Source organism: Plantactinospora mayteni, assembly GCF_016862935.1.
GTDB classification, from domain to species: domain Bacteria; phylum Actinomycetota; class Actinomycetes; order Mycobacteriales; family Micromonosporaceae; genus Plantactinospora; species Plantactinospora mayteni.
The window spans coordinates 41,207-53,536 of the sequence record NZ_BONX01000054.1; the positions used below are offsets into that span (position 1 = coordinate 41,207).

The 12,330-nt window shown below is 72.7% G+C and carries 9 protein-coding genes; 2 read left to right on the forward strand and 7 right to left on the reverse strand.

Annotated features, from left to right (window positions below; translation table 11 throughout):
- Positions 1-48 precede the first annotated feature (48 nt).
- The 4 genes from Pma05_RS35130 to Pma05_RS35145 all read right to left on the reverse strand — a co-directional run bounded on the left by Pma05_RS35130 (position 49) and on the right by Pma05_RS35145 (position 4,666).
- Entirely contained in the window at positions 49-774 is a 726-nt protein-coding gene (locus tag Pma05_RS35130) for a cutinase family protein (RefSeq protein WP_203861837.1), read from the reverse strand.
- A 236-nt stretch (positions 775-1,010) separates the two neighbouring features.
- Complete coding sequence (locus tag Pma05_RS35135) at positions 1,011-2,327, reverse strand: family 43 glycosylhydrolase (RefSeq protein WP_203861838.1); 1,317 nt, start codon at positions 2,325-2,327, stop codon at positions 1,011-1,013.
- Between the two features lie 195 nt (positions 2,328-2,522).
- Positions 2,523-4,166 (reverse strand): MDR family MFS transporter, encoded by a 1,644-nt coding sequence (locus Pma05_RS35140; RefSeq protein WP_203861839.1) that lies wholly within the window; start codon positions 4,164-4,166, stop codon positions 2,523-2,525.
- Entirely contained in the window at positions 4,163-4,666 is a 504-nt protein-coding gene (locus tag Pma05_RS35145) for a MarR family winged helix-turn-helix transcriptional regulator (protein ID WP_239313756.1), read from the reverse strand. The genes Pma05_RS35140 and Pma05_RS35145 overlap by 4 nt, the downstream gene beginning before the upstream one ends.
- A 108-nt stretch (positions 4,667-4,774) precedes the next feature.
- Here Pma05_RS35145 and Pma05_RS35150 point away from each other — a divergent pair, with 108 nt between their 5' ends.
- Complete coding sequence (locus Pma05_RS35150; RefSeq protein ID WP_203861840.1) at positions 4,775-5,356, forward strand: TetR/AcrR family transcriptional regulator; 582 nt, start codon at positions 4,775-4,777, stop codon at positions 5,354-5,356.
- A complete protein-coding gene (locus Pma05_RS35155; protein WP_203861841.1) occupies positions 5,353-5,982 on the forward strand; it encodes a TetR/AcrR family transcriptional regulator in 630 nt (209 codons plus the stop codon). Before Pma05_RS35150 ends, Pma05_RS35155 begins: the two co-directional genes overlap by 4 nt.
- Before the next feature lie 128 nt (positions 5,983-6,110).
- Here the strand turns inward: Pma05_RS35155 and Pma05_RS35160 are convergent, their stop codons facing one another.
- From Pma05_RS35160 to Pma05_RS35170, 3 genes are all read right to left on the reverse strand, one after another.
- A complete protein-coding gene (locus Pma05_RS35160; protein WP_203861842.1) occupies positions 6,111-9,494 on the reverse strand; it encodes an AfsR/SARP family transcriptional regulator in 3,384 nt (1,127 codons plus the stop codon).
- 298 nt (positions 9,495-9,792) lie between these two features.
- Positions 9,793-10,833 (reverse strand): TolB-like translocation protein, encoded by a 1,041-nt coding sequence (locus tag Pma05_RS35165; protein WP_239313759.1) that lies wholly within the window; start codon positions 10,831-10,833, stop codon positions 9,793-9,795.
- Positions 10,830-12,170, reverse strand: a complete 1,341-nt coding sequence (locus tag Pma05_RS35170) for an MFS transporter (RefSeq protein WP_239313762.1) — start codon at positions 12,168-12,170, stop codon at positions 10,830-10,832. The genes Pma05_RS35165 and Pma05_RS35170 overlap by 4 nt, the downstream gene beginning before the upstream one ends.
- Positions 12,171-12,330: the final 160 nt, after the last annotated feature.

Sequence of the window (12,330 nt, forward strand, 5' to 3'; positions counted from 1 at the left end):
GGACGGTGTGCCGCCGGTGGATCATCCAGCCCGCGACCACCAGCAGGGTCAACCGCCGAAGTCGGCGCTCGCCTGGGCGGCGACGAACTTGGTGGCCTGGCCCAGGGAACTCCGATAGTCCAGGTGCGCGGCGAGGCTGGTCCCGCTCTGGCAGAACTGGTCGTTGGCGTTGCAGTAGGACTGGATCCGGTCGGCGAACGCGCTCAGCTGGCCGGCTCTGCGGGGGAGGATGCCGGAGGCCGGGCGATTGGTGACGTTGAACGACTCGCCAGCGGTGAACGTCGGGTCGCCGAAGAGCAGCACGGAGGAGATCCGGGAGGCGAGATCGGCGGTGAGTGGCGAGCTGCCAGCGAAACCTCCGCCGACCAGCGCATCGCCCATCACCTGGGCGCCCTGCGAGTAGCCCGCCAGGACGAAGCGGGTGTCGGCGCACTTCGCGGCGGTGGCCGTCATGACCCGCTGGACCTCGGCGACGCCCTGTCGGACGCTGCCGGTGTAGTTGAACAATGTCGCCGGGTAGGCCAGTGCGGTGGCACGGACGGTCTGCGGCAACTGCTGCGTGATCTGCTGGGCCAGCGGCGTGAGGTTGAGGCCGAGGCCGGGAGCTTGGAGGCTGCCCCGGGCGCCGATGATCTCCACTTGCGGGCAGGTGTTGGCGGGTGCTTGGGCGGCGTAGGTCGGCGACGCGACCGCCAGCCCGGCTATCGTGGCCGCGCCGGCGACCACGAAGGCCGGCAGCCGCCGTAGGCGTGTTCGGGTACTGCTTCCGTTCATGTTCTCAGCTCCTTTTCCCAGGTCAACGAGGGTAAGGGCTCGGGAGCAGGAAGGATAGGGGCCTGGGTAGAGATTAAACAATTTCGATGAGCGTTCTCGCAATCCGCGATGGTCGTGTGCCATCCGACGGGCGTTTTGTGTGCCTTGCGACTGGCCGGAGTCGCACCGGACAGGCGGCCTCGACCACCGCCCGGGACGGCGACCTGCCGGCAGCCGGAGGGTCGCTCAGCGGTCTCCTAGGCGATCTCGATGTGGTCGAGTTCCGCCCACCGGCTGCGGTGGTTCAACCGCAGGGTGTTGACTCCGGCGGCCAGGGTGACGCTGACCGCCACCTGCCGCCAGTTCTCCCAGCCGGAGTTCGGATAGTCGACGACCTGGGCAGCGCCGCCGTTCACCGTCAGCGTGTGCTGGGCGTCGCCGTAGCCGGCGGCATAGCTGACGTACGCGGTGTAGCCGCCGGCCCGGGGCGCGAAGACGCTGACCTCGACCCAACTGTCCGGATGGTCGAGGTACGCCACCACCTGTCCCTGCGATGCGCTCGCGGTACTCCGTACGGCGCAGTTGTTGAGTACGCCGCGCTCGGCTTCGTAGCGCACCCTACTGCCCCGGACCACGGGATATCCGCCGCTCCAGCCGAGCGCCGCGACGTACATGCCACGGGCGGTGTTCCCGGGCAGCCAGCCGTGGAAGACGACGGAGTCGCCACCGGGCTCGCGTACCAGATCGGCGCCGCCGGGTCCGGTGACGTGCGCGTCGGTGCTCGCCGTCGTGATCAGCGACCGGTACGCCTTGGTGTACGGCCCGGTCAGCGAGGTCGAGGTGGCGTAGCTGGTCTGGTATCCGGTGCCGCCGTAACCGCCGAGCGAGTAGAACAGCACGTAGCGGGAGTCGACCCTGGTCAGCACCGGTGCCTCGATCACGCCGGCCTCCTCCGGGCGATCATTGCGCAGCAGTTCGACCCGGGCGCCCTGCGGGGTCACCCCGTCGGCGGCGACCCGTTGCAGCCAGAGGCTGGTCGGCTGCCCGATCGCGTTGCCGTCGTCCTTGTAGAGCAGGTAGCGCAGTCCGGTGCTGTCGACGAAGCTCGACGCGTCGATGTCGCCGCCCTCGCCGCCGTTGCAGACCAGCGGTTCGGTGCCGACGGCGCTGAACGGGCCGAGCGGGGAGTTGGCGACGGCCGCGCCGATGCACTGCCGGCCGACGGCTCGGCTCCGGGCGGTGTAGTAGAGCAGGAACGTGCCGTCGGCCCGCGCCGAGACGTCCGGCGCCCAGGTCAGGCCGCCGCTGGCCCAGGCGCCGAGGCTTGGCAGCGCGTCCGGCCGCCGGGTCCACGGGCCGGTCAGGGAGCTGGCCGTGGCGACCGGGACGTTTCCGTTGCCGTTGTTGGTGGAGTAGGCGTAGTAGGTGTTGCCGTGCCGGATCACGTCCGGGTCGGGGAAGTCGCTGCCGATGACGAGTGTGGCCGGCACCGTCGCGGCGGCGGCGACCCCGGGACTGACGAGCACTGGGCTGGCCGCGAGCGCGGCGACCGCGAGAGCGAGACCTCGACGCATAGAGAACTCTAACTTTTTCGATCGAAAACGTGAAGCATGCGTCCGAGTCGGCGGCTAGGGCTGTCTCGCGGATCTCCACCGAGATCCACGAGACAGCCCTAGCCGACGCTGGACGACCAGCCCGGATGGGCCGGTCGTCCGGATCGCACGTGGCCCGCCGGCCGGGTCACGGCCGGCGGGCACCGGTGGGCACGGTCAGCGCCGGGTCGCCGCCCCGTCCGGGGCCGGCGATGCGCCGTCGACCGGGGCGCCGTCGATGGCACCCGCCGCGGTGGCGGCGCTGGTGGCCGGGTCCGGCAGGTCGAGGCTGGTCCGCAGGGTGACCGGCTTGAGCAGGGCGGCGGCGATCACCCCGATCACCGCGATGGCCGCGGAGATCAGGAAGATGTGCCCGGTGGCGTCGCCGTAGGCGTTGCGCACGATCTGCACGACGGCGTCCGGCAGGCCGGACAGGTTGAGACTGCCCCCGGCGCTGCCGGCCCCCGAGGCCGGGATTCCGGCCGCGGTCAGGTCCTGGGTGATCTGCTCGGTGACCCGGCGGGCGAGCACCGCACCGAGTACGGAGACTCCGATGGTGCCGCCGAGCGAGCGGAAGAACGCCACCGAGGAACTCGCCGCGCCGATGTCCTTCAGCGGTACGGCGTTCTGCACCGCGAGTACCAGGTTCTGCATGGTCATCCCGACCCCGATCCCGACGAGCAGCATCGCCCCGCCGATGAAGACCAGGGAGGTTTCGTGGTCGATGGTGCCGAGCATCAGGAACCCGGCGACCAGGACGATCGCCCCGACCACGATGTACGGCTTGATCCGCCCGCTGCGGGTGATCATCCGCCCCGTCACGATCGACGACGCGAGTACCCCGGCCATCATCGGGATGGTGAGCAGGCCGGCCTCGGTCGGGCTGTAGCCACGGCCGATCTGGAAGTACTGGCCGAGGAAGACAGCCCCGCCGAACATCGCCATCCCGACCGCCAGGCTGCCGACGATCGACAGTGCCGTGGTGCCCTGCCGGACGATGTCCAGCGGTACGACCGGCTCGGCGGCGCGGGCCTCGACCAGGACGGCGAGGGCGAGCAGGACCACGGAGGCGCCGACCATGGCACCGGTCTGCCAGGAGAGCCAGCCGAACGAGCCGTCGACGAACGAGATCCAGATGAGCAGCACGCTGACCCCGGCCGCGATCAGGCTGGCGCCGAGATAGTCGATCTTCACGTTCTCCCGACGGACCGTGACCAGGTGCAGGGTGGCCTGGAGGACGAGCAGCGCGATGATCGCGATCGGTACCCCGACGAAGAAGCACCAGCGCCAGCCGAGCCAGGAGGTGTCGACGATGAGTCCGCCGAGCAGCGGTCCGCCGACGGTGGCGAGCGCCATCACGCCGCCGAGGTAGCCGTTGTACCGGCCGCGTTCCCGGGGCGGGATCATCGCGGCGATCACCACCTGGACCAGGGCCTGCAAACCGCCGACCCCGATGCCCTGGAAGGCGCGGGCGGCGATGAGCTGGCCGGCGTCCTGGCTCAGCCCGGCCAGTACGGAGCCGACCAGGAAGATCACGATGGCCGTCTGGACCAGGGCCTTCTTGTTGAACAGGTCGGCCAGCTTGCCCCAGATCGGGGTGGTCGCGGTCGCGGTGAGCAGGGTGGCGGTGACCACCCAGGTGTACTGGGTCTGCGAGCCGTTCAGGGTGCCGATGATCTTGGGTAGCGCGGTCGAGACGACGGTGCTGCTGAGCATCGCGACGAAGAGCACCAACAGCAGGCCGCTGAGCGCCTCCAGGGTGCGCCGATGGCTCATCGGCTCCGCTTCCGGCGCGGGTGCGAGGGTTGTCGGTGCGCTCATCGCGCGGCCTCCAGGTTTTCTTGAGAGTTGATCTGTCCAGGGGCCCGGTCGAGGCTGGCCTGGATGTCGGTGACGAACCGGTCGAGCGCGCCGGTCAGCGCGTCGATCTCCGCCGGGCTCCAGTCGGCGAGTGCGGCGCCGAGCAGTTCGCCGTACCAGTCGCGGGCGTCGGCCAGTGCCGTACGCCCCTCGTCGGTGAGCACGACGAAGTTGGCCCGCCGGTCGGCCGGGTCGGCGTGGCGGGTCACCAGGCCCCGTGCCACCAGCGCGGCGACCGCCCGGCTGACCGTCGACGGGTCGAGTCCGGAGCGGTCGGCCAGTTCCTTGGCGTGGCAGCCGGCCGCCTGGTCGGCCAGCTCGTCGATCTGCAACAGCATGCCGACCAGGCCGGACGGCACGGCCGGCCGTTCGATCGAGCGTCGGTGCCGGATCAGCCGCAGGGCCGACATCAGGTCACGGAGCCGGTCACCGAGCCCGGTGTGCCGAGCGGTGGTGTCCACCTCGCCTCCTCGGGCGGTTGGTTGTCACACACAAGGATTCCCGAATAGCTGCCCAGTGTGCAAGTTTTCGCTTTGAGAAATGAGTCACCGACACGTACGCTGTTCCCGATGGATGAGACGGTGGGGCGGCGGGAGCGCAAGAAGGCCGCGACGCGGGAGGCACTGCACCGGGCGGCACTCCGGCTCGCCGCCGAGCAGGGGCCCGACCGGGTGACCGTGGAGGCGATCGCGGATGCCGCCGATGTGTCCCGCCGGACATTCTCGAATTACTTCGCGAACAAGGAAGAAGCTCTGTTCCACGCCGATCTGGTGCGGATCCGCCGGCTGCTGGAGTTGGTACACGCCCAGCCGCTCGACGAACAGCCCTGGCCCGCCCTGACCCGGGCCGCCGAGCAACTGGCCCGGGAGAGCGACGGCCTCGACCCGCTGTGGCTGGCCCAGCGGCGCCTGATCCGCAACCATCCCAGCCTCGCCGCCCACCAGATCACCGCGTACGGCGCCGTCGAGCAGGAGTTCACCGCCGAGATCGCCCGTCGGCTGCCCGAGGCACCGGAGACCCCGCTACACGCCCGGGTACTCGCCGGGACGTTCCTGCACGCGCTGCGTGCGGCCACCCAGCACTGGACCGACCATCAGGAGCGCCCCCTGGTCGAGGTGGTGCGGGCCGCCCTCGGCTACGTGACCCCATGACCGGCGGACCGGCTCCGACCGGTCGCCGGAGCGGGCTCCGGACCGGTGACACCCGGGCCCGGATCCGGGACGTCGCGCTCGACCTCTTCGTCGCCGACGGCTACGACCGCACCTCGCTGCGCGAGGTCGCCGACCGGCTCGGCCTGACCAAGGCCGCGCTCTATTACCACTTCCCGGCCAAGGAAGACATCGTCGACAGCCTGATCGAGGAGCGGATCGACGCCCTCGACGAACTGTTCGAGTGGGCGGAGCAGCAGCCGGATCCGGCCCGGATGCGCCGGGAGTTCGTCCGGCGCTACGCCACCGGCCTGTACGAGACCGGCCGGCAGGCGGACATCAGCCGATTCGTCGCCCGCAACCCGACCGTGGTCAGCGCGCTGCCCAGCGGTCGGCGGTTGGCCGCCCGGATGCGGCGGGCCGTGGAACTGCTCGTCGTGCCGGACGAGCCGCTGGGCGCGCAACTGCGCCGGATCCTGGCCATCTTCTGCCTGCACGCCGGTGACCTGCTCGGGGAAGGGCTCGGCGACGAGCGGGAACGCCGGGTCGCGCTGCTGGAGATCGCGCTGGAGACGATGGAGAGCGCGGACGGCGCGGCCCGCCGGGCACCGGCGACCCGGCCGAACTGAGCACCCGTCCCCGCCTGCCGAGCGGGTCTCCGGCAGCAGCTTCCCGAGTCGCCGGTCAGGAGGTCTCGGGCGGCGGCTCCCCGCGCCGCCGCTCAGGCGGCTTCGGCAGCGGCTTCGCGTCTCGCCGGTCAGGCGGTCTCCGGCAGCGGCTCCCCGCGCCGTGCCGGATCCTTCGCGAGCCGTGCCTGGGGCTCCGCCGCGAACGGCGAGCCGATCCGGGTGAACAGCTCCGCCGCCTCCCGCCACCGTTCCGCCGCCTCCGGGTGGTTCCGGAGCGCGGCGACCTCGCCGAGCAGGACCAGCGCCTGCGCCTGGCCGAGCCGGCATCCCGACTCCCGGTGCAGCGTCAGCGCCAGCTCCGCGTCGTCCGACGCCTCGTCGAGCCGACCCCGCCGCAGCCCCACCCGGGCGCGCAGCACCAGGGCCTTCGCCTCCATCAGCCGCAGTCCGGCCGCCCTCGCCCGGGCCACCGCATCCGGCCGATCCCGGGTTGTCGCGGTGCCAGCTGGGTCGGCGCGCATGGTCGACGGCGTGCCGGGGCCTCCGGTCGCCGGCGTACCGGCCACCGCGATCGGTGCGTCCGGCCGGGACGGCGACGGGTCCGGGACCTTCGGAGCGGGCGCGTCGGTGTCGACGGCCTCCAACAGGGCGATGCCGGCCAGCGACTCGATCTCGACCCGGGGGTAGCCCAACTCGACCGCGAGATCGTGGCTGCGCGCGTAGTGTGCCGCCGCCAGCTCCGGCCGGTCGGTCAGCAGGTAGACCGAGGCGAGGGTGGCGAGCGAGTCGGCGGCGTACCGCCGGTGCCCGATCTGCTCGGTCAGCTCGACCGCGAGCCGGGCCTGCTCCTCGGCCCGGTCGTAGCGTCCGGCGTCCCGGTGCGCCGTCGCCAACCCCTGCCGCGCGATCGCCTCCTCGGGGCGTGCCCCGCACTCCTGGTATCTGCCGAGCGAGTCCTCGAAGAGGATCAGTGCACGGTCGAGATTGCCCAGCTCCAGCTCCACCCCGGCGAGGTTGACCAGCGCGGTCGCCACGCTGAACGGCGAGCCGTGCGTCTCGGCCAGCAGCAGGGCACGCGCGAAGTAGGTCCGGGCCCGGTCCAGCTCGCCGAGTTCGAGGCGGGCGACGCCCAGGTTGATCAGGGTGGAGATCGTCCGGGGCCGGGCCGACTCACCGATGACGTCGACCCAGCGCAGCGAGCGGTCGAACTGCTCGGCGGCCTGGGCCAGCTCGCCGAGGTTGAGGTGGACCAATCCCCAGATGTTGGCGATGCTCGCGGCCAGCTCGGCCTGCTGGTGCGCCTCGGCCAGCGGCTGCGCCTCGGCGAGGTGGTCGAGCGCCTCCTGGAACCGGTTGGTGGTCACCCCCAGCGTCCCCCGGGTCAGCAGCATCGTCGCCTCGGCCCGCTGGTCGGCCGTACGCCGGGCGGCGTCCAGCGCGGCCTCGCTCATCGCGTCCAGCTCGGCCATGTGGTAGCGGAGCAGCATGTCCGGCCGGATCGCATAGGTGAGCAGCCAGGCGTACGGGGTCGGGCCGTGTCGCGCGGCGTGTTGCACGGCGGCGCCGATGCCGGCCCGCTCGGCGTCGAGCCAGTCCAGGGCGGCCCGGGCCGACTCGTGCTCGGGTGTGCGCAGCTCGGACGGTGGTTCGGGCAGGTTGGCCGGGTACATCATCGGATAGCACCGGATCGCCGCGTCGTTGGCGCCGTGGAGATACCAGTCGAAGAGGCGACGCAGCGCCGCCGCCCGCTCGTCCGCCGACTCGTCGGCGCAGGCCCGGTCGGCGGCGTAGAGCCGGAGCAGGTCGTGCAGGCGGAACCGTTCCATGGTGTGTCGTTCCACCAGGTTCGCCGCGGCGAGCTGGTCCAGCAGCCGGCCGGTCTGCTCCTCGTCGAGACCGAACAGCGCCGCCGCGCCCGGCACCGACACGTCCGGCCCGGGCACCAGCCCCAACAGTCGGAACGCCCGTCGCTGCGCCTCGTCGGAGCTGGCGTACGACAGGTCGAACGCCGAGCGGACGGTGAGGTTCTCGTCCCCGTCGGCGGTGAGCTTCGCCAGCCGGTCTCCGGCGGCCAGTTGGCCGGCGTAGCGGGCCGGGCTGAGCGAGGGCCGGCCGGCCAGGTTCGCGGCGACGATCCGCAGCGCGAGCGGCAGCCTGCCGCAGAGGTCGGCCAGCTCCGCCGCCTCGCGGGCGCCGAGCTGGTCCGGCCCGACGATCCGGCGGAGCAGCTCGTGTGCCTCGTCGGGGACGAGCAGGCCGAGCGTCAGCCGGCGGGCACCGTACAGTGCCGTCACCCCGCCGAGGTCCGACCGGCTGGTGATCAGGACGGCGCAGCCCGGCCGGCCGGGCAGCAGCGGCGCCACCTGTGCGGCGTCGGCGGCGTCGTCGAGGAGCAGCAGTACCCGACGGTCGGCCAGCCGGGACCGCAGCAGGGCGGCGCGTTCGTCCGTCCCGTCCGGCAGCCCGACCGGGTTCACCCCGGCGGTACGCAGCAGCTCCGCGAGTATGTGTGCCGGGTCCCGCCGGGCCGGGCCGGCGCCGCGCAGCCGGACATACCACTGGCCGTCCGGGAAGTCGGCCCGGAGCTGGTGGGCGACCCGGATGCCAAGTGCGGACTTGCCCACCCCCGGCGGCCCGCTGACCACGACGACGGCTGGCCCGCCGCCCGCCGGTGGCCGCAGCCCGTCGAGGAGGTGCTTGAGTTCCCGGCCCCGGCCGACGAAGTCGCCGACGTCCAGCGGCAGTTGCCAGGAGTTCGTCCACGGCGCGGCTGCCGGGACGGCCCCGGTCGGGTTGGCGGTGTCGCCGGTCGGCGGCGGGTCACCCCGGAGCAGGGCGAGGTGGACCCGCTGCACCTCCTCGCCGGGGTCGACGCCCAGCTCCTCGCGCAGGCGCCGCCGCACCTCGCGATAGACGGCGAACGCCTCGCCGCGCCGGCCGGACCGGGCCAGGCCGATCATGAGCTGTACCCAGAAGCGCTCCCGCAACGGATGCCGGCCGGTCAGGCCGTGCAACTCGGCGACCAGGGCCGAGTGGTCGCCGGGCGCCCGCAGGTCGAGGTCGATGCGGCGTTCCAGTGCGGCCAGCCGGAGTTCGACCAGTCGGGGTACGACCTCGCGGTCCAGATAGTCCGAGCGGATGTCGACCAGGGGCTCGCCCCGGCACAGGTCGAGCGCTGCCCGGAGGGCCGCCGCCTCCGTCGCGGGCTCCGCCGCCTCCCGGGCTGCCTCGGCCCGCCGGAGCGCCGCCTCGAACCGGCCGAGGTCGACGTCCTGCGGGCCGATCGCCAGCCGGTAACCGCCCACCTGGCGCTCGATCCGGACCGGTTCGGTGCCGGCCGCTTCGAGACTGCGGCGCAGCCTGGTAACGCAGGTGTGCACGGCGGCACGGGGATTCTCCGGCGCGGCCGACCCCCAGATGGCCTCCACCAGATCGTCGACCGCGACGGACCGGGCCGGGTGGACCAGCAGAGTGGCGAGCAGTGCCCGCTGCCGGTTGGAACCGATCCGCACGGGACCACGAGCCGAGTGGATCTCAAGTGGTCCCAGGATCCCGAAACGCATTCCTCGCCTCCCCCCGCAAGGATGCTCTGAGTCTATGCCCCGGGTACGTCACTCTCGCCACGGGATGTCCGGGTTGCGATCGGGGAAGAACCGATGTCTCGCTTCCTCCTGGTGTTCGTGCCCAGTCCGCTGCTCAGGCCGTACGGCTGGGCACCGACAGCCGACTGTGGGCAGAGCGGGGCAGGCCGTCGCCACGCCCGATCTGCGGGGGCGCCGACGAGCTGCGCCGGGCGATGGGGCGCGGGAGTCAGCCGAGGGCGGCGGGTGACTCGGCCTCCGGGACGAGCAGCCGGGGCGCGCCGGTGCCGTCGGCCGGTACGGACCAGACGTCCGGCCGGCCGTCGCTGTCGCGCAGCGTGTAGCCGAGGGTGTCGGCGTCCAGCCAGGCGGCCTGGTCGTCCACACTGGATCGCTCGGCCGAGGCGGTGACCCGCATGCTGGCCAGGTCCAGCACCGAGAGTCGCCAGCCCTTCGCCGGATCGCCGTCGACGGCCCGTTTGAAGGCGATTCGGGTGCCGTCGGGGGAGAGCGACGGGCACTCCACGTTCTCCGCCATGGTGCGTACGGTCCGGGCGGCGAGGTCGCCCTGCACCAGATAGCGCTTCCCGGCCGTCGACATGGTGGCGTAGAAGCGGTTGTCGTCGGCGGCGAAGGTGACGCCCCAGAAGTTGACGTCGGCCGCCCGGTACGGCCGGCCGTCCCGGGTCACCGCGAACTCCTCCAGACTCGACACACGCACCCCGGTCCGGGTGTCCAGGATGCCGGTACGGGTGGAGAAGCCGCCGCTGTTGTAGGAGTCCCCGCCGACGAAGGTGGTCCAGGCGACCATCCGGCCGCTGCCGGAGACCCGGGCCCGGTTCGGCAGGCCCGGTACCGGAAAGGACCGGGTCGGTCGCAGGCCGCTGTCCAGTACCACGAGCTGGTAGGACCAGGCCGTGTCGGGGCGCAGGCAGACGCCGGTACCGGCGGCGGCGTAGACCCGGACGCACTCCAGGTCGGCGACGTTCCGCCCGCCACCGGGGTCGTCGGCGGCGACGATCGCCAGGTGCCGGTCGGTGACGGTGAGCAGCCGGGGACCGGGCGCGAGGGTGAGGTCGGCCTGCCCTGCCGCGCCGCGTACCGGTGGCTCGTCCGGGGGGTCGCCGCCGCTGACCACGGTGTAGCCGACCGCAACCCCGGTGAGCAGCACTGCGGCCAGTGCGGTGAGCATGATCCGCTTCTGTCGGGACAGGCCCGGCCCGCCACCGCCGCCGATCACTCCCGTTTCCTGCTCGGCTGCGCGGCTCATCCGGCCACCCCCGCTCGGGCGGTCGGCCGGGCGGCCAGCAGCAGTACCGTGCCGACCAGTGCCGCGCCGACGCAGGCCGCCGCCACACGGGTCGCGGTCGCCGGTCCCCAGGTCTGCCAGGCCAACCCGAACAGCACCGAGGAGAGCAGGTAGGCGAGTGCCTGCCCGGTCTGCACCAGCGCTATCCCGGTGGTGCGCAGCCGCTCCGGCAGCAGCGGGCCGGCGAGCGCGATCAGGACGCCGTCGGTGGCGGCGTAGAAGAGGCCGTACAGGCCGAGCACCAGGGCCAGCAGCGGCCAGCCGTGCACCGGGCCGGGCAGCAGCAGGTACGTCCCGAGCAGCGCCAGATAGCCGCCGAGCACCACCGGCAGCCGCCCCACCCGGTCGGCGAGTACGCCCAGCGGGGCGGCCAGCAGCAGGTAGCTGAGGCTGGTGCCGACGGCCAGCAGCGGGAACCAGACCGCACTCAGCTCCTCGCGGCGCTGCAACAGCAGGTAGACGAAGCCGTCCCCGATGGTGGCGAGCCCGAGCAGTACGGCGGCGAGCAGCAGCCGCCGTACGCCAGGGGCGCGGAACAGCCCCAACGCCTCGGATACCGTCACCGGCTCCGGCCTGCTACTCGCCAGCACCGGCCGGCCGCCACTCCCGCCGACGGCGGCGGCCTCGGGGCGGGCCGGGGCGGGACGGTCGCGTACGAAGAGCACCAGCACCACCACCCCGAGCGCAGCCACGCAGAAGCTGCTCACGAAGACGGCGTCGTACGACCCACCGGCGGCGGCCAGCACCGCCAGCGCGACCAGCGGGCCGAGGAAGGCACCGGCACCGTCCATCGCCCGGTGCACGCCGAACGCCCGGCCGAGCGAGCCGGCCGGGGTGGAGAGGGTGATCATGGCGTCCCGGGGTGCGGTGCGCAGTCCCTTGCCGAGCCGGTCGGCGGCGATGACCAGCCCGATCGCCCCGGCCGACCGACCGGCGGCGAGCAGGCCCAGCTTGGCGACGGCGGAGAGGGCGTAGCCGATCCCGGCCAGCAGCTTGCGGGCCTGGATCCGGTCGGCGACGAAACCGCCGACGATCCGCAGCAGCGCCGTCGCCCCGGTGTAGACGCCGTCCAGCACGCCGTAGGCGAGCGGGCTGAGCTGGAGGCCGAGTACCAGGTACATCGGCAGCACGGCGCTGACCATCTCGGACGAGACGTCGGTGATCATGCTGACCGTGCCGAGCGCGACGACGTTGCCGCCGACCAGCGCCCAGCCCCGGCGGCGGGACCGGGACCGCTCGGCCCCCGCACCAGCGTCCGGGTCGGTCGGGTCGGGCCGGCCCACCGTGGACAGGTACACCGCCGATCACCTCCGTACCCGCTGCCGGCACCGGTGCAGGTGCCGAACCGCCCGGCACCCGGCCGCCCGGTCGGCGCCGGGCAACCACTGTGCAATCCGGTACCCGCCGGGACAACCGGAACGGGGCGGCCGGCAGGTGTGCGTCGGGTGAACGGGCGGT